This window comes from Nocardioides sp. TF02-7 (assembly GCF_022437945.1).
Lineage (GTDB): Bacteria > Actinomycetota > Actinomycetes > Propionibacteriales > Nocardioidaceae > Nocardioides.
Genome location: NZ_CP092535.1, coordinates 3213655 through 3234340, shown reverse-complemented (window position 1 = coordinate 3234340; position 20686 = coordinate 3213655). Strand labels below are relative to the sequence as shown.

Here is a 20686-nt window from a genome sequence, read left to right as displayed (position 1 = left end):
CCCGGGCGCGGTGCCGCAGCGTGCCCGCGGCACCGGGGCCGACGACGGTGCCGAGCAGGCGGTCAGCCAGCCGCACCGCGTCGGCGGCGGCCGCCGGCGGCTGGTCGCCGCCGAGCACCACTACGGCCAAGGTGACCGCCAGCCCGCGCACGCCGAGGGCCAGGAACCGGGCGGTGGCCCGCACGTCGCCGCTCTCGGCCCGCACGAGCTCCTGCAGCTCGTCCTGCCACGCCTGGACCTCCCGGGTGGCGCGGGCGCGGAGGTCGCGGGAGGCCCGCGCCAGGTCGTCGGTCGCGTGCTCGACGAGCTGGGCGCCGTACGGCGTCGCGCGCCAGGCCGCAGCCGCCCGCGCGGCAGCCTGCTCGCCGTGCTCGACGACGAGGGTCTCGAGGCCGGTCTCGACGGCGACTCCCACCCGCTCCGCCTGCTGGGGCTTGCCCTTGATCGCGTTGACGAGGCGCTCGCGGACGAAGCCCACCTTCCCCTCCAGCGAGCGGATCAGCTCCCCGCTGCCGACGAAGTCCTGCCACTGGGCAAGGAGGTCGCCGCGCAGCAGGGTGCCGTCGGTCGCCGCGGTGGCGAGCTGCTTGCGGACGATGTCGTACTGGCGCTCGACGACCGTGGCGAGGTCACCGAGGGCGTCGAGCTGGGCGGTCGCGGCGTCGGCGATCGGGTAGATGCGCCGGGTGAGCATCCGGATGGCGCCGCCGACGGTCTGGTAGACGATGGCGTCGCGCGCCGCCTGGTCGGCGGCGAGTGCCTCGAGCCACCCGCGGATCTCGGCGACGTGCCCGGACGGGAGCAGGCCGTCGTCGTCGACCGGGCCCCTCCGCGACACCGAACAGGGGCGAGTCCTTGAGGCCGCGGGAGGCCAGCATCCGGGCCAGGTGCGCCGACACCGTCGCCACCGCGTCCGGCGGCGTGCGGTCGAGCACGATCGCGACCGCGGTCGAGCGCTCGGCGGCCTGCTTGAGGTACTCCCACGGCACCTGGTCGCTGTAGCGCGCAGCCGAGGTCACGAACAGCCACAGGTCGGCAGCCGCGAGCAGCTGGCCCGCGAGCACCCGGTTGCGCTCCTCGACGGAGTCGACGTCGGGCGCGTCGAGGATCGCCAGGCCCTGCGGCACCGCGGTCGTCGGGACCAGCTGGATGCAGTGCGGGTCGTCGGTCGGGTGGTCGACCCGCCGGAGGTCGGGCAGCAGCCGGTCCTGCCCGAACCAGCGGCCGTCCTTGGGATGGTGCGCCAGCACCGGCGACCGCGTCGTCGGGCGGAGCACCCCGGGCGCGGTGACCCGGTGGCCGACGAGGGAGTTGACGAGCGTCGACTTCCCGGCGCCCGTCGACCCGCCGACGACCGTCAGCAACGGGGCATCGAGCGACATCAGGCGCGGGATGACGTAGTCCTCGAGCTGGTCGATGACCTGCTGCCGGTGGTCGCGCAGCGGGGCGACTCCCGGCAGGTCGAGCGGCAGCGCGGCCGCCTGCAGCGCGCCGCGCAGGCGGACCAGCTCGGTCAGCATCTTGCTGCCGGTGAGCTCGTCGGCCTCGGGACCCAGGGAGGAGGGGGGTGCTCATCGGTGCGGGACCACCTGTCCGGGGAACGCGACGCGCGGTCGCGCCGCCTGGATCCGCGCCAGGAAGTCCTGACCACGGGCCTGCCAGTCGCGCGGAGGCGTGCCGCGCAGCAGGCGGTGGTGCAGGAAGCCCAGCTCGATCGCGGCCTGCTGGTAGTCGAGCATCGCCCTCTCCGCGGCGTTCCCGCCCAGCGCGCGGGCGTGGCTCCGGGCCAGCCGACGGGCCCGCAGGTCGACCACCCAGCCGATGTCGGTCGCCGGGATCAGGCCCCGCGCGGCGGCGTCGTCGAGAGCGGCGGTGAGCATCACCCGCTCCTGCGTCCGCGACCACAGGGCGAACGCGATCATGCCCGCGAACGCCGGCACCATGAGCACGACGTACGCGACCACGAAGCTGCCGAAGCCGAAGACGGTGGAGCCGTTCCACACGGCGTGGGCCAGCACGGCGAGGCAGTACCCGCCCACCGGCGCGAGCAGCCGCACCACCCGGCTGCGCGCCATGACGGCGACGCCGACGCCGATCCCGAGGAACGCCGTGAACAGAGGGTGCGCAAACGGGCTGAACAGGCAGCGAACGATGAACGTGGGTGTCACGCTCTCGACGCCGCCGGGCCCGACGCCGGCGGTGCCGCCGAACGCGGCGGCGAGGTAGAGGATGTTCTCGGTGAAGGCGAACCCGATGCCGACCATGCCGGCGTAGACGATCCCGTCGAGGACGCCGTCGAGCTCGGCCCGGCGCCACAGGAGCAGCAGCACCAGGAACAACCCCTTGGTCGCCTCCTCCACGACCGGCGCCGCGACCGCGAGGGGAGAAGGTCTCGGTCCAGCCGACGACGAACCCGCCGATGCCCTGCACCACGATCGCCGCACAGGTCGCCACGAACGCGCCCCACAGCAACCCGAGCGCGAGCAGTGTGCGGGGCTCGGGCTCGTACCGGTCGAGCCACAGGAACGCCGCCAGCACCGGTCCCACCGGCAGCGCGGCGAGGACGGTGCCGACGAGGATGGTGGACGGGGCGCCCGAGAGCGCCAGCACGGCCAGCATCAGCAGGGCGCCGACGACCACCGCCACGGTCACGACGACCGTGAAGGCGACGCTGTCGCGACGGGCTGCCGGCATGGCCCGAAGCCTATCGGCCAGCGACTCCGCGACCTGCGTACGGTGCAGCGTCGGCCTCGCTGCGACGTACAGTGGACGGCGTGACCGAGGAGCGAACCGAGCCCAAGACCGAGACGCACGACCCCGCCGTCCCGGAGGCCTACGCCGCGTTCATGCGCACCGGCTGGGACGACCGGGGAGCGGGAGGTCGCACCGCACGCGGTGACGCCGTACGCCGCGGAGCGGCGCGCCCGGCTGGCCGCCCTGTTCCCCGGCGAGCGGCTCGTGCTGCCCGCCGGCACGTTCAAGGTGCGCGCCGCCGACACCGACTACCGGTTCCGATCCGACACCGCCCACACCTACTTCTCCGGCAACCAGACGACGGACGCGGTGCTGGTCGTCGAGCCCGACGGGGAGTCCGTGCTCTACGCGCGCCCGCGCTCGGGCCGCGACAGCGACGAGTTCTTCCGCGACCGGCAGTACGGCGCGCTCTGGGCGGGTCGGCGCCCGTCGCTCGGTGAGCTCGAGGCCTCCCTCGGCCTGCCGGTGCGGCACGTCGACGAGCTCGAGGCGGCGCTCGGGAAGTCCGCGAAGACCCGCGTGCACCGCGGCGTCTCGGACGCGGTCGACCGGCTGGTGCCCGCGGACGAGACGCTCGACGGAGACCTCGCGCGGGTGGTCTCCGAGATGCGGCTCGTCAAGGACGAGTGGGAGCTCGGCGAGCTGCAGGAGGCCTGCGACATCACGGCGCTGGGGTTCGAGGACGCGGTCGCCGAGTGGGACCGGGTGCTCGAGCACGGCGAGCGCTGGTTGGAGGGGACCTTCTTCCGCCGCGCCCGCGCGATGGGCAACGACCTCGGCTACGACTCGATCGTCGCCGGCGGCTCCCACGCCACCACGCTGCACTGGATCGAGAACTCGGGACCGATCGTGCCCGGCGAGCTGGTGCTCTGCGACATGGGCGTCGAGGGCCACAACCTCTACACCGCCGACGTCACCCGCACCCTCCCCGTGTCCGGCACGTTCACGCCGGTCCAGCGCGACCTCTACACGCTCGTGCTCCGCGCCCAGGGAGGCCGCGATGGCGGCCCTCCGCCCCGGCGTGAAGTTCCTCGCCGGCCACGACGCCGCGATGGAGGTGCTGGCCCACGGCCTCGCCGACCTCGGCCTGCTGCCGGTGCCGGTCGAGGAGGCGCTCTCGCCGGACTCGAAGGTCTACGCGCGCTGGACCCTCCACGGCACCAGCCACATGCTCGGCATGGACGTCCACGACTGCGGCCGCGCCGCCCCGGAGTCCTACCGCGACGGCATCCTCGCCGAGGGCATGGTGCTCACCGTCGAGCCCGGCCTGTACTTCCAGGAGGACGACCTGCTCGTCCCCGAGGAGCTCCGCGGCATCGGCATCCGGATCGAGGACGACGTCGTCGTCACCGCCGACGGCATCCGCAACCTCTCCGGCTCCCTCCCCCGCACCCCCGACGCCGTCGAGGAGTGGATGGGGCGCGTGCGGGGGGTAGGTGCGCGCGGCGCCCGCGGTTCGCTCCGCAGGTCGGGCGTCCCGGCACGGCGCGCGGCGGCGCAGGCGGCGCAGATTCATCAAGGTATGCAGCCGAACCAGCGCCTCCCACGGTGTGCCCGCCATGGGAGGCGCAGGTTGGTCGACATACCTTGATGAACCTGCGGCGCCGGCCCGGGTGCGATACTGGCCCGCGCTTCACCGGCCCCCGTAGCTCAGCTGGATAGAGCGGAAGCCTTCTAAGCTTTTGGTCGCAGGTTCGAGTCCTGCCGGGGGCGCGAGCCAGGGCCCGGGAGATCCCGGGCCCTGGCAGGTCGGACGCGTGACCGCCGGCCGGTCACCACTTGGCGTCGTTGCCGAAGGCGATGTTGTCGTACATCCCGATGTGCGTGTAGAAGTTCATCGCGCCGAAGAGCAGGAACACGACGCCACCGACGACCCAGGCGCGCACCGCCCACCGGAGCAGACCCGGCCGGTCGGTCCAGAGCGCGATCGTGAACAGCAGCGAACCGAGGGCGACCACGCCCCACAGGCCACCGAGGAACAGCGCCTCGATGATCGGGATGTGACCGAACCGGCCGCTGATCGGCTCCTCCGGCGGTGCGGCGCCGAGCTGGAACCGGACGAACGTGATGGCGAGGACCGCCATGCTGAGGCCCAGCGCGCCGACGAAGATCCCGGCGGGCTTCAGCGCGGCGAGGGTGGCGTCCTTCACCGGCTCGACCGGCCCGGCGTACAGGCTGCGGTGCCGCCATAGAAAGATCGCGGCCAGGAGCAGCAGGGCGCCGAAGCCGGCGGCGGGCTGCCCGAAGGCGATGTTGGCGTACTCGAAACCGTCACCGCCGAAGGGCCAGGTCATGGTGGTGTGCAGGCCGGTCACCAGCAGCAGGAGCCCGGTGACGCCGAAGAACGCCGCCCAGCCCTCGCTCTCGACCCGCTTGCCGCGCAGGACTCGGGAGAGGAACCCGGCGAAACCCAGTAGCCCCGCACCCGCGGTCACGGCGACCAGCTCGTTGTAGACGACCACGTCGTCCACCTTCTTTCTCGCGTCGTAGGAGGAGTCGGATGATTTCGAAACGCATTGCGTAGCGGTTCTATTCCGCCTCCCTGGACGGGCGGAGAGATTCCGGGAACGTGTTCGAATGAACCGCAGGCGAGCGGGTACTGACGTGTCGGCCCCGGCGGTGCGTTACGCACACACCTCACCGGGGCCGTTTCTCTGCCGTCAGCCGAATCGCCTGCCCCGCGGCACCGCCGGGTCCGCCCACATCAACCCGCCGGCAGCGGGTACCCGCCCGTCATGCCCGTGCTGTCCGCCGCCTCCGACACCGCCGGTCGCGTGCTCTCCGTGCTGACCCTGGGGCTCGCCAAGGCCCGCCCGGCCGACAAGCCGCTGCACCCGGAGGGGCAGCTCCGCGCCGGCCGGCTGGTGCGCAACGGCACCCGGCAGCTGGTCGGTGTGCCGTGGCTCGACCGGCCCGGTGAGCACGACGTCCTCGTCCGGGTGTCCAGGGCCGTGGGCTTTCCCCGTGTCCTCCCCGACGTCGAGGGCCTGGCGCTGCGTATGGAGCTCGAGGAGGACGGGTACGCCGACCTGCTCCTCGCCAACACCGGGTGGGACCGGCTGACCCGCCACCTGCTGTTCCCGGGCTGGTCCGGCGACCGACCGCTCACGACCCTTCTGCCCTACCGCACTGCCGCCGGCCCGGTCGTCATCGGCGCCCGGCGCACGGGCGACATCGGGTACGCGCTGTTCTGGGCGCGGGTCGGCGGCGGGTGGGTGCCGCTCGGCAAGCTGATCCTCGGCGAGCCCCTCGACGACACCGCCGACGTCTCCTTCGACCCGGTCCTCCACCAGCTGCCCGGGCTCGACCAGTACCCGTGGGTGGTGCGGCTCCGTGAGCGCTCCTACCTGACCGCCCGGGCGGAGCGCGGTGACTGAGCCGCGAGGCCAGCGCGTCGGGGGGCGCGCGGCTCCCGGCCCGTGCACCACAATGGCGGCGTGACTGAGACGCGAGCGGTCCGCACCTGGCTCACCGACATGGACGGGGTGCTGGTCCGCGAGGAGGACCCGATCCCGGGGGCGACCGAGTTCATCGGCGCACTCAAGGAGCACGAGGTGCCGTTCCTCGTCCTGACCAACAACTCGATCTACACCCCGCGTGACCTGCGGGTGCGCCTGCTCCGCAGCGGCATCGACGTGCCGGAGCAGGCGATCTGGACCTCGGCGCTCGCGACGGCGCAGTTCCTCTCCGAGCAGCGCCCGGGCGGGTCGGCGTACGTCGTCGGCGAGGCCGGCCTGACCACCGCACTGCACGACGTCGGTTACGTGATGACCGAGCGCGACCCCGACTACGTCGTGCTCGGGGGAGACCCGGACCTACTCGTTCGAGTCGATCACCCGCGCGATCCGGCTGATCGACGCCGGCGCCCGGTTCATCGCCACCAACCCCGACGCCAGCGGCCCGAGCCCGCAGGGGATGCTCCCCCGCGACCGGCTCCGTGGCCGCGCTGATCAGCACCGCGACCGGTCGCAACCCGTACTTCATCGGCAAGCCGAACCCGCTGATGATGCGCAGCGCCCTCAACCGGATCGAGGCCCACTCCGAGACCACGGTGATGATCGGCGACCGGATGGACACCGACATCATCAGCGGCCTGGAGGCCGGGATGCGCACGATCCTGGTGTCGACCGGGTCGACCCGGCCCGACCACGTCGAGCGCTTCCCCTACCGGCCGACGATGGTGGTCAACTCGATCGCCGACGTGGTGCCGATGGTCACCGGCGCCTGAGAGCCCCCACTCGACGCTGCACGAGCCCCCACTCGACGGTGCGGAAGCACCTAATCGACGGTGGGACGGCGCGCCTCCGACGGCGCACGCCGCGGGCGCCGTAGAAAGAGGACGGCCCCGCGGAGTATGAGCCCGCGGGGCCTGCGCGTCTCTCCGGGCTCTCAGCCGCCGACGTAGTCGTCGATCTCGTCCAGCAGCCGCCGGCGCACCTCGTCGGGCGCCCACGACGCGCGCACCGCCGCGCGAGCCAGCTCGGCGGTGCCGGCCTCGTCGAGGTCGAGCAGGTCGGCGGCGACCTCGTACTCCCGGTTGAGCGTCGTGCCGAACATCGGCGGGTCGTCGGAGTTGATGGTGACGGTCACCCCGGCCTCGACGAACCGCGGGAGCGGGTGCTCGGCCAGCGAGGGCACCGCACGGGTCGCCACGTTGGACGACGGGCACACCTCGAGCGGGATGCCGGTCTCGGCGAGGTGGGCGAGCAGCTGGGGGTCCTGCGCCGACGACGTGCCGTGGCCGATCCGCTCGGCGCCGAGGTCGCGCAGCGCCGACCACACCGTCTCCGGGCCGGTGGTCTCCCCCGCGTGCGGCACCGACCGCAGCCCCGCCGCGCGGGCCTGGTCGAAGACCGGCTTGAATTGCAGGGCGCGGCACGCCGACCTCCGGGCCGCCGAGACCGAACGCGACCAGCCCGTCGGGCGCGTGGTCGAGCGCGAAGCCCAGGGTCGCGTCGGCGGCCGGCAGACCGAACTCGCCGGGGATGTCGTAGATCCACCGCAGCACGAGCCCGAAGTCCCGCTCGGCCGCCCGTCGCGCGTCCTCGATCGCCTCGGAGTAGGCCTCGATCGGCATCCCGCGGTCGGGGTCGTCCGGCAGCACCGAGGTGTACGGCGTGCACGTCAGCTCGGCGTAGCGCACCGACTGCGCCTCGGCGAGCTCGCGAGCCACCTCGTAGGTGAGGTAGCGGATGTCCTCGGGCGTGCGGATCAGGTCGACGACGGCGAGGTAGACCTCGATGAAGTGCGCGAAGTCGCGGAACGCGAAGAACTCGCGCAGCTCGTCGAGGTCGGACGGCACGGTGCCGGGGTGCCGGGCGGCCAGCTCGCTCACCATCCGCGGTGACGCCGAGCCGACGTGGTGGACGTGGAGCTCGGCCTTAGGCAGCCCCCGCGACGAACCCGTCGCGCAGCCGGCTCACTCGACGGCCTCGATGATCTGGTCGGCGAGGTCGTCGATCGAGGAGTAGTCGGAGACCTGCTCACCGTCGATGATCACGGTCGGCGTTCCCTGGACGTTGGCGTCGGCCGCGGCCCGGGTGGCGTCCTCGACCCACTCCTCCTGCTCGAGGTTCTCGATCCCGGCCCGGACGGCGCTCTCCTCGGCGCCGGCCTCGACGGCCCACTCGACCAGCTGGTCGTCGGTCGGGTAGTCGCTGCCCTCGGCCGGCTGGTTGGCGAAGAGGATGTCGTGGAAGCGCTTCGCCTCCTCGGGACCGACCTCCTCCAGCACCACGGCGAAGGCGTTGGCGGCGCGGATCGGGTAGTCCCCGAACCGCCCGCTCAGCAGGTCGAACGGGCGGTACTCGACGTAGACCTTCCCGTCCGCCGCGAGCTCCTCGAGGTCGTCGGCCGTCGCCCGCTCGAGGTCGCCGCAGAACGGGCAGAGGAAGTCCTCGTAGATCACGACCTCGTGGTCGGCCTCCGGGTCGCCGATCGTGACGCCGTACGGGCTGCCGGCGGAGCCGGCCTCGACCTTGTCCCGGTTGAACACGGTCGCGATAACCACGACGGCCGCAATCAGCACGAGCACGGCGACGACGCCGCCGATCATGAGGAGCCGGCGCCGCTGCTCGGCCTTCGCCTGCGCGGCGCGGAGCTCGGCGGCCCTGGCCGCACGTGCGTTGGCCTTGGCCTTGGACTTCGACATCTCTCAGCTTCTCCGCTCGATGGGCTCGATGGGCTCGATCAGCCCGGTGGGATCGGTGGGCTCGGTGTGGTCCGGGCGGTCCCGCTCCGGGTCGTCGGTCCGCTCCGGGAAGAGCACGTTGTCGACCGCCAGCCGCGTGCGCCGCAGCACGGCGACGTAGAGCGAGGCGGCCAGGAGGGCCGCGTCGCGCGCGATCTCCCAGGGGTAGGACGAGGAGGCCCCCCTCCTCCGCCCCGCCGCCGCCGAAGCAGCCGCAGTCGATCTCCATGCCGCGCGCCCACACCGAGGCGATCCCGACGATGAACGCGACGTAGAGCAGCGCCGACACGACCGCGGCGCCGCGCGTGAAGGCGCCGACGACCAGGGCGAGACCGACGACGATCTCGACGGCCGGCAGGGCCACGCCGACCGGCTCGACCAGCGAGCCGGGCAACAGCTCGTAGGCGCGGACGGCGGCGATGCTGCCCGCGGGGTCGGTGACCTTGAGCGCACCGGCCACCAGCCAGACGCCCCCGGCGACCAACCGGGCGACCAGGCCCAGCCACCCGTGCACACCGTGACCCATGATCGCCGAGCCTAGGACACCGGCCTGAACCGCTCCTGAGAGACGGGGGGCGCCACGGGCTAGGGTGCAACCCGTGAACGAGCGACTCGTGTGGATCGACTGCGAGATGACCGGTCTCGACCTGCGCACCGACGCGCTTGTCGAGGTCGCCGCGCTCGTGACCGACTTCGACCTCAACGTGCTCGGAGACGGCGTCGACATCATCGTCAAGCCCCCGGCCGAGGCGCTCGACCAGATGATCGACTTCGTCCGCAACATGCACGAGACCTCCGGGCTGCTCGACCAGCTCGCGACCGGCTCCTCCCTCGCCGAGGCCGAGGAGCAGGTGATGGCCTACATCGCCGAGCACTGCCCCCCGGAGAGCCGGCCGCCGCTGGCGGGCAACTCCGTCGCGACCGACCGGGGGTTCCTCGCGCGCGACATGCCGCGGCTCGACGCGTTCCTCCACTACCGGATCGTCGACGTCAGCTCGATCAAGGAGCTGGCGCGGCGCTGGTACCCGCGGGCCTACTACGGCGCACCCACCAAGCGCGGCAACCACCGGGCGCTGGCCGACATCCAGGAGAGCATCGAGGAGCTGCGCTACTACCGCGACACGATCTTCGTGCCGCTCCCGGGTCCCGACAAGGTCGCCGCCAAGGTCGCGGCCGAGCGGCACGGCGGCTCGATCACCGGCCTGGGCCTCCCGGTGGACGACACCGATTCTGCCGCCGGGCACTGAGGGCACTACACTCGTCCCGGCCCGGACGCCGGTGGCGGACCGGAGCCGATGGTGGGTGTAGCTCAGCTGGTAGAGCACCTGGTTGTGGTCCAGGTGGTCGCGGGTTCAAGTCCCGTCACTCACCCTGTCCGGGAGCCGGACCCCGCTGGGGTCCGGCTCCCGTCGTTGTTGGCTTCAGCCATGGCGGTCGACCGTTTCTCTGACTAGAGTCAGAGATCGTGAGCTCGACGACGGCGGTCCTGCGCCGCTTCAACCGCACGTTCACCCAGCGGATCGGTGTCCTCGACGAGTCGTTCCTCGGCACCGGGCGGCCGCTCGCCGTGAGCCGGCTGCTCTTCGAGGTCGGTGCCGCCGACGGGTCCACGGTGCGCGACCTGCGCGAGCGGCTCGACCTCGACAGCGGGCACCTGTCGCGGATGCTGCGGCGGCTGGAGCGGGACGGGCTGGTGACGACCTCCCCCGATCCTCGCGACCAGCGGCGACGCGTGGTCCGGCTGACCGACGCCGGCCGCGACGCCCGCCAGGAGCTCGACGACCGGTCGGAGGAGCTGGCCGCGCGCCTGGTCACGCCGCTGACAGCCCGCCAGCGCGACCGCCTCGCCGACGCGCTCGCCACCGCCGACCTCCTGGTGCGCGCGGCGACCGTGCGGCTGCGGGAGGTCGGCCCCGACGACCCTGCCGCGCAGGAGGCGACCGCCCGCTACTTCTCCGAGCTCGACCGACGCTTCCCCACCGGCTTCGACCCGGGCGGACCGGACGCGCCCGAGCCGGGCGCGACGTACGTCGTGGCCACCTCCGACGGCGAACCGGTCGCCTACGGCGGCATCCGTCCCCTTCCCCACCTCGACGCCGGCGCCGGGGCCGGGCGCACGGCGGAGATCAAGCGGATGTGGGTGCACCCGGGCTGGCGTGGCGCCGGGCTGGGATCGCGGATGCTGCGCCACCTCGAGAGCACCGCCGGCGGCCGCGGCTTCACGCGGGTCGTGCTCGACACCAACGGCACGCTGCTCGAGGCGATCGCGATGTACGAGCGGGCGGGCTACACACGGATCGAGCGCTACAACGACAACCCCTACGCCGAGGCGTTCTTCGCCAAGGACCTGGGGTCGTCAGGTGGATCGTCAGGGTGAGGGTGGTCCAGGGGTCACCCTCACCCTGACGACCTCACCAGGAGGTCCCAGTCGGTGACGATCGCGACCAGCTCGGCGGCCGCCCACAGCGGCAGCTGGTCGTGGTGGTGGGGATCGTCCGGCAGGCCGCTCGCCCCGGTCGGAACCACCCAGCCGCCGGCGGTGCGGTCGGCGAGGTCCCAGACGTAGCGGGCGACGGAGCCGCGGCTGCACTCGTCGGTGATCGCCGGGTACGACGCGCAGCAGCGCACGCAGTCGGAGTCGCCGGAGAGCCCGACCCGCGGCAGGTCGTCGCCGTCGTAGCCGGTGAGCAGCCCCAGGCCGTGCACCGGGTCGAGCACATGCGTCTCGCCCCAGGTCGCGTGGACCGGCCGGTCGTCGACCTCGGCCAGGGCGGCCTCGGCGTGCGCGACCACGTCGATCCCGAACGGCTTGCCGCCGGCCAGTGCCTCGTTGGCGAGCCGCGGCAGCGCGATCCCGATCCGGTAGGTCGCGTCGAGCCACGGCGCGAACACCGCCTCGTGCCGGTGCCGCTCGGGCGGGTCGTGCAGCGGTGCGAACACCGGCTCGCCGGCGATCCTGGCGACGAGCGCGGTGCGGAACGCGGCGTACCGCGCGGCCTGCGGCGACCCCGCGTCCATCACGCCGTCGAAGTCGTCGAAGGCGCCCGGCACGAGCGCCGCCACCACCGGCACCGTCGCGAGCCAGGCATCGTCGTGCATCGCCCGGAAGTCGGCGCCGGTCAGGCCGGTGCGTCCGTCGAGCAGGGCGTGCAGCCGGTCGGCGCGGTACGGGGCGGCGAAGACGGTGCCGACCGCGTCGCTCTCGGGGCCGCGCCACTCGTTCGCCGTCACCACCTGCCCGTCCGGCCCGGCGTCTGCGCGGCGGGGGTCGTCGAGCCAGCCGGTCCAGGCGCCGGTGGCGGAGCGGACCGGCACCCGCCCGGCGATCCGGTAGCGCACGGTCCCCGCCCGGTCGGCGATGACCGCGTTGTTCACCGGCTCGACCCACAGGTCGAGCGCCCGGTCGACGTCGTCGACGCTCCGCGCCCGCAGCAGCGGCAGCAGCGCGTCGAACCCCAGGTCACCGAGCTCCCACGAGGTCGTGCGCACGGCGAGCCCGTCCTCGAAGACCAGGCCACGCTCGGTCTCGACGACCTCGAGCTCGACCGGCGCCCCCGCCGAGCACGCTGACCTGCTCGGTCCGCGCCGACAGCACGTCGCGCGGCGGCACCGCCTCCTCGCTCACGTCCTGGTAGTCGGCGCAGGCGTTGGTGATCGCCCACGCCACCTCGCCGGCGTGCGCGAAGTGCTGCACGCCGGGGACGCCGACGAACGTGAAGCCGACGACGTCGAAGGAGTCGTCCGGGTCCTCGCACGCGAGTCGCACCTGCTGGTAGACGCCGGGCTGCTCGATGACCCGGTGCGGGTCGCCGCCGATCAGCGGCAGGCCGGTGGCCGTGCGCCCCCCGCCCACGGCCCACGCGTTGCTGCCCGAGGCCGTCGGGTGCTGGTGCGACAGCAGCCGGGCGTCCGCACCGAGCACGTCGTCGACCAGGCGCTTCCAGAGCGCTCCGCCGAGGTTGGCGAACAGCAGGTGCTGGGCCAGGAAGGTCGCCAGCGGCGTCCACGGCTCCCACTCCCCCGGCCGCTCGAGCCCGGCCGAGCGGCGCAGCTCCACCAGCTCCGGCACCGACGCGGGGTCGAGCTCGCGGAGCGCCTCGTTGACGCCGTCGGCGTACGCCGTCACGAGCGCCTGCGTCTCCGGCGTGCACGTCTCGAACGCCCGACGCGCGGTCTCGACCGTGCGCATCCGCCGCGAGAAGCGGTCCCACGACAGACCGGCCTCGCCGGCCACCTCCGCGGTGGTGCCGGTCGCCCGGCGGCGGAGCCACTCGACCTGCCAGGCGCGGTCGAGGACGGTGACCCGTCCCTGCGCCCTCGCCAGGCCCTGCACCGAGTCCGCCCGCAGGTGCGGGACGCCGTACGCGTCGCGGTAGAGCCGGGCCACGACGCAGGAGGCTACCGGGCAGGGCGGCGACGGCTCGCTGGACTAGGGTCGCAAGGTGACCACTCGCTCCTCGTACGACGTCGTCGTCGTCGGCGCCGGGCACAACGGCCTCACCGCCGCGGCCTACCTGGCGCGGGCCGGGTTGTCGGTCCTGGTCCTCGAGCGGCTCGACCACGTCGGCGGGGCCGCCGTGAGTGCTCCCGCCTTCCACGGCCGGCCCACGCGGCTGTCGCGCTACTCCTACCTGGTCTCGCTCCTGCCCGACCAGGTCGTGACCGACCTCGGGCTGGACATCTCGCTCGTCTCGCGCCCGACTGCCTCCTACACACCAGTGGTCCGCGACGGCCGCCACGGCGGCCTGCTGGTGGAGCGGGAGGAGGGCGAGGCGACGCGGCGCTCCTTCGCCGAGCTCACCGGATCCGACCGGGAGTACGACGCCTGGCGGGCGTTCTACGCCGACGTCGCGCGGCTGGGCTGGGTCGTGGCCCCCACGCTGCTCGAGCCGCTGCCGCGCGAGCGCGAGGTGCAGGCGCAGGTCGACCCGGTCACCTGGCGCGACGTCGTCGTGCAGCCCCTCGGCGAGGCGATCGAGCGCCGGTTCACCGACGACACCGTGCGCGGCGTCGTCGCGACCGACGCGCTGATCGGCACCTTCGCGTCGCTGCACGACCCTTCCCTCGTGCAGAACCGGTGCTTCCTCTACCACCTGGTCGGCAACGGCACCGGGGAGTGGCGGGTGCCCGTCGGCGGGATGGGCGCGGTCACCGAGGCCCTGGCGCGCGCCGCGACCGAGGCGGGCGCCGAGGTGGTCACCGGCGCCGGCGTCAGCCGGATCGTGCCCGGCGCGGGCGGGGCCGCCGACGCGGGCGCCGAGGTGCGCTGGCACGACGGTGCTGCCGAGCACGGCGTCACGGCCGGCGTCGTGCTCGCCAATGTCGCGCCGTGGGTGCTGCGGATCCTGCTCGGCGAGCCGCAGGACGACGCCACCAAGCCGCAGGGCGCCCAGCTCAAGGTCAACCTCCTGCTCGACCGGCTGCCCCGGCTGCGCTCCGGGGTCGACCCCGAGGTGGCCTTCGCCGGCACCCTGCACCTGGCGGAGGGTTACGGCGAGCTGCTGGCCGCCTACGGCGCGGCCGCCTCCGGCCGGCTCCCCGACCCGCTCCCCGGCGAGGTCTACTGCCACTCCCTCACCGACCCCTCGATCCTCGGGGACGTGCCGCCCGGCACCCACACCCTGACCTACTTCGGCCTGCACACCCCGGCGTCGCTGTTCGACGCCGACCCGGAGGCAGCCAAGGCGGAGGCCGTGCGGCGCGCGATCGCCTCCTTGGACGAGCACCTCGTCGACCCGATCGAGTCGTGCGTGGCCCGCGACGCCGCCGACGAGCCCTGCATCGAGGCGAAGATCCCGCAGGACGTGGAGCGCGACCTCGCCATGCCCGGGGGCCACATCTTCCACGGCGACCTCGACTGGCCGTGGGCGCCGAACCGGGCCCGGCTCGAGACCCCGGCCGAGCGCTGGGGCGTCCACACCGGCCACCCGTCGGTGCTGCTCTGCGGCTCCGGGGCACGCCGCGGCGGTGCCGTCTCCGGCATCGGCGGCCACAACGCGGCCCGGGCGGTGCTGGAGAGCCGTTAGCGCGCCCCGCGATTTCCTCCTCGCCACCGGCCGCTGCTAACATCGATGTCGCTTCGGTGCGCGGCGAGCGCAGCCGGACAACGGGCGCCATTAGCTCAATTGGCAGAGCAGCTGACTCTTAATCAGCGGGTTCGGGGTTCGAGTCCCTGATGGCGTACGGAAAGGCCCTGGACCAGCGCGAGACGCCGGTCCGGGGCCTTCGTCGTCGTTGAGTGGGTACCTCTCCACCACTGGACCGGGAGGAGGCATGGACCGCGACGACAGCGTCGAGCGCAGCGAGATCGTGTGCACCCTGCACGACCTCCTGCTGCGCGCGGACCGGCTCGAGGAGGTGCTCGCCGGGGTCGCCGTCCTGGCCGGCAAGCTGGTCGCCGAGCCGTGCGTCGCCGCGGTCACCGTCGAGGTGTCCGGCCGGCCGCTCACCGTCTCGAGCGCCGACGGGCCGGTGCCGTGGACGCCGTCGTGGACCGTGCCGCTGTCGGCGGCCGGCGTGGACGGCCGGCTCGACGTCTACGCCGACGACGCCCAGCGGCCGCTGGAGCCGGCGTACACCCGGGCGATGGAGTCGTACGCCGCCCTCGCGGCGCCCGTCGTCGCGCTGGCCGTGCGGGAAGCCGAGCTGCGCCGGCTCAACGACCAGCTGACCGCCGCGCTGTCGTCGCGGACGGTGATCGACCAGGCGATCGGCGTGCTGATGGCACAGCAGCGTTGCGGGGCGCACCAGGCGTTCGACCTGCTCCGGCAGCACTCGCAGAACACCAACCGCAAGCTGCGCGAGGTGGCGACGGACATCGTGGCCCGCACCGCGGGGGAACGGCCGGACGACCGACGGTCTTGACATCGCCTTTACCTTGAGGGTGGTTGGGAGATCAGCCGGCGGCGATCAGCCGCAACCGAGCTCAACGAGGAGCTCCCCATGGCACCGACGACCTCGTCCCTGCTTCCTCTCCACGAGCGCTCGCGCCGGCGTGCGATGGCCAACCGGGTGGTCATCGAGCAGGCCAAGGGCATCCTGATCCTGCGCTACCGGATCGGTCCGGACCACGCCTTCGACGTGCTGCGCCTCTGGGCCTCCGAGACCGGTCACTCCCTGTTCGCGGTCGCCAAGACCCTGGTCGACGCGGCCTCGGGCGACCCGGACGCCGTCACGTGGGACAGCGCGCTGCGCGCGCGCATCGAGCTGGCCCTCGACGCCTCCTCGCCGCCGGTCGGCCCGCGGGGCCCGGGCCCCCGGCTCAAGAGCGTGCGATGAGCGTGCACGACGAGGCACCGCCGCAGCCGACCGGCCCGGAGGACCAGCAGCCCTACGAGCTGAGCGGCGGCCTCGACATCAGGATCCGCTACAGCCCGTCGCTGCCGCTCGTCCGGCTGGCGGGCGACCTCGACAGCCACACCGTGCACAGCCTCCACGACGCGCTCGGGGCGGTCGCGGACGCCGACTGCCCGGCGACGATGGTGCTGCTCGACCTGGGCGCCCTCACGTTCTGCGACGTCAGCGGGCTGCAGGGCATCGAGGACGCCGCGACCCGCCTGGCGACGGCGGGCAAGGACCTCGTGCTCTACGCGACGCCGCCGCGGGTCGCCAGCCTGATCGAGATGACCGGTGTCGCCAGGCGGCTGCTCCGCCGCTGACGCCTCCTCACCTCCTCCGGACGAGATCCGACCACGGATCGGTCGCGGACCCTGGACTTTCGCCGGGATCCGTGCAGACTTGACCTGCGCCCGCTGGTGACCCGAGACGCCCGCGGGCGCTCTCACGTCTCTGCGCCCCTCACCGGCTGCCCTCACCGGGGGAGCGACTATCCTCGCCGGCGAGGAGGCGACGTGGGAGAGTCCGGAGTGGATCAGGTGGTGCGCCGACCGCGACGCCTGGCTGTGGACGGGCGGGCTGATGCTCGCCCTCATCGCCGCCGCGGCCGTCGTCGCCGCGGTCGTGATCGGTCGTCGCTGACAGCCCGCGACGAGCGGCACCCGGCGGTTCCCGATACGAGTTCCGCCGAAACCCTGGACAACGGCGCCTGAGCGTGCATACTTCTGTCAGCGCCCGCAGGTGACCCGAGACGCCTGCGGGCGCATCCATGTCCTGAGGCGGTCACCGGCGGACCCGCCGATCGGCCGCGGTGGCGGCTGGCGGCTACGACACCTGCTGGTGGTCGACCGGCACCAGCCCGTGGTGCACGAGGTCGTCGACGAGACCGTCGACGTCGACGACGCCGACCACCTGGAGGACCTCGCGCACGGCGGGGTCGAGGAACAGCACGGCGTCCATCAGGCCCGAGTCGCCGGCGCGCAGGATCTGCACGATCTCGTCCTGGTCCGCCCCGTCGCAGGCGGCGTCGGCCGCCACCAACAGGTTGAGCACCCCGGTGCGCTCGTAGCCGGGCCTGGCGACGGCGTCCGCCAGACCGCGGTCGACGCCGACCACCTTGCACGCCACACCCGCGAGCGCGATGTCCACCAGCGACGCCGCGACCAGCTCGTCCGACGGCCGCTGACCCGCCCGGCCGCCGACGCGCAGCTTGGCGCCGAGGCCGGTGCCGGCGAGCTCCTTGACCAGGGAGCGGCTGCGCCAGTCGTACGGAAGCGCGACGTGGGTCCTGGCCGGCCGGCCGGCGAAGGTCAGGGCCGGCACCACGGAGCCGGGCTCGACACCGTCGGGAAGCGCCACGTCGAGCGCCTCGAGCCGCACCGCGGCGATGTCCGCGACGGCGGCGACCGCGGCCTCGGCCGCGGCCGGCTCGGCGACCCGGAGGGTGATGGCCACCGAACCGGGCGCGTCCTCCTTCGTCATCGCCGCGACCTCGTCGAGCGCACCTGCCGGCACGACGAGCGACCCGATCATGGCGCGGAACGGGGCGCCGCGGTCGCGCTCGTGCTGGGACAACGCGTCCGCGACGGGCACCCCGCCGGACGACACCGAGTCGTCGTCGAAGAGCCGCTGGAACAGGTGGGGGTCACGCTCACCCACCTAGTTTCCTGTGACATCGAGTGACGGAAAAGCGCAGAAACCCGCGCTGCCTCCACGGGTTTGGTGCAGAAGGCAGCGCTCGACGTACGGCTCAGCGCACGAATCCCGCCGGGTGCTCCTCGAGCGTGGTGGCGTGGGTCACGAAGGTGCGGGCGGCCCGGTTGAGCATCGAGTCCCGGGCCGCTGCCAGCAGCACCGCCACCGGCTCGACCCGCGGCTCGGCGACCTCCACCGAGACGATCTCCAGGCCCTCGTACGACGTGGTGTTGCGCGGGCGCTGGATCTGCATGGTCCAGCCGAACCCGCGGGCGACGAGCGAGCGGGCGGTCTCGTAGCTGCGCACGCGGTAGCGGATGACCGGCTCGAAGCCGGCGTCGGCGCAGCGCGCGAGGATCCACTCGTCCGACGGCGGCGCCTGGATCAGGACCAGCGGCTCCTCCTTGAGCTCGGTGAGACGGATCGGCCGGCCACCGGCCAGCCGGTGTCCGGCCGGCAGCGTCACGGTCGGCGTCCAGCGGGTGACCGGCACCGAGCGGAGCGCCGGGCTGATGTGGACGTCGTACATCAGCGCCAGGTCGAGCCGGCCGTCCTCGAGCGCCGCCGTCAGCTGGTCCTGGGTGGACTCGGAGATCTCGATGTCGACCTCGGGGTGCGTGTCCAGGAACGTGGAGACCAGGCCCGGCAGCACGGAGGGCCCCAGCGAGAGATAGCTGCCGAGCCGGATCGTGCCGGTGAGGCCGCGCCTGACGCCCTCGCCGCGGGCGTCGGCGGCCAGCTCGGAGGCCTGGTGCAGCAGGGCGCGCGCCCGCGCCAGCACCTGCTCGCCCGTCGGCGTCAGCCGGGCCCCCTTGGCCCGCTGCCGGTGGACCAGGTCCGCCCGCAGGGCCCGCTCGAGCTCGGTGATCGCCGCCGAGACGGCGGACGGCGACACGTGCATCCGCTCCGCCGCAGCGGAGATGGTGCCCGCCTCCGCCACTGCCACGAACACCGCGAGCTGGTTCATCGTGAACGCGGGCACGTCCACCGCCTTCGCCATCGGCTCAACCTAGCGGGACCTCGTCGCCTGGTCACCGAGGAGCCGGCCACCCGTCCCGGATCTGGTCAGGCCGTCATCGCCTCGGAGCCGGGCAGGGCCACGGCCGGCGTGGCCCCGTCGCACCCGTAGGGCCAGAGGTCGGCCGCGTGCGGCAGCGCCTCCTGCGCCGTGAGCCGCAACGTCCGGCCGTAGTGGACGCGGAAGGCCCGTCGGGCGCCCGCGGCCACCAGCCAGAGGTACGGCGCCCGCGTCGCCCACAGCCGGTGGGCGAGCCGGTGCGCGTCGCCGTCGCGCGTCGCGCACGAGCGGGCGCCGGGGTCGCCCTCGAACGTCTGCACCAACGCCTCCAGCTTGGCCAGCTGGAGCGGCTCGGCCTTCGCCTCCCCCAGCACCAGCACCCGGCCGTCGTCGTCGACCGCCGCCAGGTCGAGCCGCAGCTCGGACTCCGGTGTCTCGAACCGGAGGGCGCCCGGCGGGAAGCCGGCGCCGAGGAGGTCGACGTACGCCGCCAGCTGCGGCAGGCGCTCCCAGCACAGGTGGGCCGGGTCGCCCTCGACCAGCCGGGCCGTGCCCTGCCGCGGGTCGAGCGTGCGCACCCGGTTGCCGTCCTCGACGGTCAGGACCCCTGCGGCGAAGCCGCTCTCGACGCTGCGGGCATCGCTCTCGACGAGGCGCACCGCGCGGTTGCGGTCGGAGATCGGCGCCAGCTCCCGGCCCGTGCGGGCGGCGCCTCCCTGCAGGCGCCCCAGGTAGGCCTCCACGTAGCTGCTCAACTCGGCCCTCTCCTCCTCGGTGTTCGTCCACCCCAACGGCCATGGGACCCCAGAGCTGAGGCGACCGGGCGGATCCGGCCCGATCGGGGCCGGGCGGGCGGCGGGCCTAGTCCGAACGGGCCATCCGGATCGACCGGGACGGCGTTTGTGGCGACGAGGTCCGTGTGCGTCACCGGCTCCCCGCCCCAGCTGTGCCGGCGACGGGTCTGGTGCGGTGTCGGCGGCCGGTGGCAGGGTGCGGGGATGGACTTCATCGGCCAGGACCTCCGCGGCTCGCGCTTCATCCGGTCCGACCTCGCCGGAGCGGTGATGCGCGGCGTCAAGGTGGCGGGGCTCGACATCGACTCCCACGACCTGCCCTACGCACCGCTGGTCGTCAACGGGGTCGACGTGGTGCCCTACGTCGAGGCCGAGCTCGACCGGCTCTTCCCGGGACGCGGGCTCCGGTCGGCCTCCGACCCGGCCGGTCTCCGCTCGGCGTGGTCGGCCGTCGAGACCGCCTGGGCCGCGGCCGTCGAGACGGCCCGGGGCCGGGAGGACGTGTCGGTCGACGGCGAGTGGACGTTCTCCCAGACGCTGCGGCACCTGGTGCTCGCCACCAACGCCTGGCTGCACGGGGCGGTCCTCCGCCAGGAGCAGCCGTTCCACCCGATCGGCCAGCCGTTCGCGGAGTACGCCGAGGAGGGCTTCGACACCTCGATCTTCCGCGAGCCCGCGTCCTACGACGAGGTGCTCGCGGTGCGCGCAGACCACCAGGCGATGGTCCGCGACTTCCTCGCGGACGTCACCCCGGAGACGCTCGCCGAGCGCCGTCCCGACCCGTGGGCCCCCGAGGACGAGGTCACCGTGCTCGACTGCCTGCAGGTGATCCTCGACGAGGAGTGGGACCACCTGCGCTACGCCCTCCGCGACCTCGAGAAGGTGTGACGCACCCGTCCC

At 73.5% G+C, this 20686-nt stretch carries 19 protein-coding genes, 3 tRNA genes and 3 pseudogenes; 14 read left to right on the top strand and 11 right to left on the bottom strand.

Translation table 11 applies throughout. The features are described 5' to 3' along the window. Positions 1-629: 629 nt before the first annotated feature. Entirely contained in the window at positions 630-1520 is an 891-nt protein-coding gene (locus MF408_RS16620; RefSeq protein WP_240248624.1) for a dynamin family protein, read from the bottom strand. A gap of 51 nt (positions 1521-1571) precedes the next feature. After that, complete coding sequence (locus MF408_RS16615; RefSeq protein WP_240248623.1) at positions 1572-2360, bottom strand: PrsW family intramembrane metalloprotease; 789 nt, start codon at positions 2358-2360, stop codon at positions 1572-1574. A 535-nt stretch (positions 2361-2895) separates the two neighbouring features. On the opposite strand from MF408_RS16615, the pseudogene MF408_RS16610 reads away from it, so the two are divergent. The 3 genes and pseudogenes from MF408_RS16610 to MF408_RS16600 all read left to right on the top strand — a co-directional run. Beyond that, positions 2896-3684: pseudogene (locus MF408_RS16610) on the top strand (aminopeptidase P N-terminal domain-containing protein); the annotation flags it as partial. 70 nt (positions 3685-3754) lie between these two features. Next, a complete protein-coding gene (locus MF408_RS16605; RefSeq protein WP_240248622.1) occupies positions 3755-4345 on the top strand; it encodes a M24 family metallopeptidase in 591 nt (196 codons plus the stop codon). Positions 4346-4393: 48 nt separating this feature from the next. Further along, a tRNA-Arg gene (locus tag MF408_RS16600) sits at positions 4394-4467 on the top strand. 59 nt (positions 4468-4526) lie between these two features. Here MF408_RS16600 and MF408_RS16595 read toward each other — a convergent pair. Next, positions 4527-5225 carry a DUF981 family protein gene (locus MF408_RS16595; RefSeq protein ID WP_240248621.1) on the bottom strand — a complete coding sequence of 233 codons (699 nt, stop codon included), beginning with the start codon at positions 5223-5225 and terminating at the stop codon, positions 4527-4529. 264 nt (positions 5226-5489) lie between these two features. On the opposite strand from MF408_RS16595, the gene MF408_RS16590 reads away from it, so the two are divergent. Then, positions 5490-6131 (top strand): hypothetical protein, encoded by a 642-nt coding sequence (locus tag MF408_RS16590; protein WP_240248620.1) that lies wholly within the window; start codon positions 5490-5492, stop codon positions 6129-6131. 99 nt (positions 6132-6230) lie between these two features. Next, positions 6231-6982: pseudogene (locus MF408_RS16585) on the top strand (HAD-IIA family hydrolase). A 161-nt stretch (positions 6983-7143) separates the two neighbouring features. Here the strand turns inward: MF408_RS16585 and MF408_RS16580 are convergent. The 3 genes and pseudogenes from MF408_RS16580 to MF408_RS16570 all read right to left on the bottom strand — a co-directional run bounded on the left by MF408_RS16580 (position 7144) and on the right by MF408_RS16570 (position 9055). Continuing rightward, positions 7144-8092 (bottom strand): annotated as a pseudogene (locus MF408_RS16580) (adenosine deaminase). Between the two features lie 81 nt (positions 8093-8173). After that, positions 8174-8905 (bottom strand): thioredoxin domain-containing protein, encoded by a 732-nt coding sequence (locus tag MF408_RS16575; protein WP_240248619.1) that lies wholly within the window; start codon positions 8903-8905, stop codon positions 8174-8176. Between the two features lie 3 nt (positions 8906-8908). Beyond that, positions 8909-9055: a hypothetical protein gene (locus tag MF408_RS16570; protein ID WP_240248618.1), complete on the bottom strand. Its 147-nt coding sequence runs from the start codon at positions 9053-9055 to the stop codon at positions 8909-8911. Between the two features lie 488 nt (positions 9056-9543). On the opposite strand from MF408_RS16570, the gene orn reads away from it, so the two are divergent. The 3 genes from orn (at position 9544) to MF408_RS16555 (ending at position 11321) form a co-directional block, all read left to right on the top strand. Further along, positions 9544-10191: an oligoribonuclease gene (gene orn, locus MF408_RS16565; protein WP_240248617.1), complete on the top strand. Its 648-nt coding sequence runs from the start codon at positions 9544-9546 to the stop codon at positions 10189-10191. Positions 10192-10242: 51 nt separating this feature from the next. Next, positions 10243-10315 (top strand) — tRNA-His (locus MF408_RS16560). Between the two features lie 94 nt (positions 10316-10409). Next, positions 10410-11321 carry a helix-turn-helix domain-containing GNAT family N-acetyltransferase gene (locus MF408_RS16555; protein WP_240248616.1) on the top strand — a complete coding sequence of 304 codons (912 nt, stop codon included), beginning with the start codon at positions 10410-10412 and terminating at the stop codon, positions 11319-11321. Between the two features lie 20 nt (positions 11322-11341). On the opposite strand, the gene MF408_RS25690 is transcribed toward MF408_RS16555, so the two are convergent. Continuing rightward, on the bottom strand, positions 11342-12457 hold the full coding sequence (locus MF408_RS25690) for a penicillin acylase family protein (protein ID WP_275693489.1): 1116 nt from the start codon (positions 12455-12457) through the stop codon (positions 11342-11344). After that, positions 12405-13331 (bottom strand): penicillin acylase family protein, encoded by a 927-nt coding sequence (locus MF408_RS25685; protein WP_275693202.1) that lies wholly within the window; start codon positions 13329-13331, stop codon positions 12405-12407. The genes MF408_RS25690 and MF408_RS25685 overlap by 53 nt, the downstream gene beginning before the upstream one ends. A gap of 55 nt (positions 13332-13386) precedes the next feature. Here MF408_RS25685 and MF408_RS16545 point away from each other — a divergent pair, with 55 nt between their 5' ends. The 5 genes from MF408_RS16545 (at position 13387) to MF408_RS16525 (ending at position 16602) form a co-directional block, all read left to right on the top strand. Beyond that, positions 13387-14970, top strand: coding sequence for an NAD(P)/FAD-dependent oxidoreductase (locus MF408_RS16545; RefSeq protein ID WP_240248615.1), 1584 nt, complete (start codon positions 13387-13389; stop codon positions 14968-14970). Between the two features lie 84 nt (positions 14971-15054). Then, a tRNA-Lys gene (locus MF408_RS16540) sits at positions 15055-15127 on the top strand. A gap of 90 nt (positions 15128-15217) precedes the next feature. Further along, the gene (locus MF408_RS16535) at positions 15218-15808 is read left to right on the top strand and encodes an ANTAR domain-containing protein (RefSeq protein ID WP_240248614.1); all 591 of its coding nucleotides are present in this window, start codon (positions 15218-15220) and stop codon (positions 15806-15808) included. 78 nt (positions 15809-15886) lie between these two features. Further along, on the top strand, positions 15887-16222 hold the full coding sequence (locus MF408_RS16530) for an ANTAR domain-containing protein (protein WP_240248613.1): 336 nt from the start codon (positions 15887-15889) through the stop codon (positions 16220-16222). Further along, positions 16219-16602, top strand: coding sequence for an STAS domain-containing protein (locus MF408_RS16525; protein WP_240248612.1), 384 nt, complete (start codon positions 16219-16221; stop codon positions 16600-16602). Before MF408_RS16530 ends, MF408_RS16525 begins: the two co-directional genes overlap by 4 nt. Positions 16603-17104: 502 nt before the next feature. On the opposite strand, the gene MF408_RS16520 is transcribed toward MF408_RS16525, so the two are convergent. The 3 genes from MF408_RS16520 to MF408_RS16510 form a co-directional block, all read right to left on the bottom strand. Then, complete coding sequence (locus tag MF408_RS16520) at positions 17105-17938, bottom strand: hypothetical protein (RefSeq protein ID WP_240248611.1); 834 nt, start codon at positions 17936-17938, stop codon at positions 17105-17107. Between the two features lie 91 nt (positions 17939-18029). After that, a complete protein-coding gene (locus MF408_RS16515; RefSeq protein ID WP_240248610.1) occupies positions 18030-18974 on the bottom strand; it encodes a LysR family transcriptional regulator in 945 nt (314 codons plus the stop codon). A 65-nt stretch (positions 18975-19039) separates the two neighbouring features. Then, positions 19040-19747 (bottom strand): hypothetical protein, encoded by a 708-nt coding sequence (locus MF408_RS16510; protein ID WP_240248609.1) that lies wholly within the window; start codon positions 19745-19747, stop codon positions 19040-19042. 162 nt (positions 19748-19909) lie between these two features. Between MF408_RS16510 and MF408_RS16505 the strand changes: the two genes are divergently transcribed. Next, the gene (locus MF408_RS16505; RefSeq protein WP_240248608.1) at positions 19910-20674 is read left to right on the top strand and encodes a DinB family protein; all 765 of its coding nucleotides are present in this window, start codon (positions 19910-19912) and stop codon (positions 20672-20674) included. Positions 20675-20686: the final 12 nt, after the last annotated feature.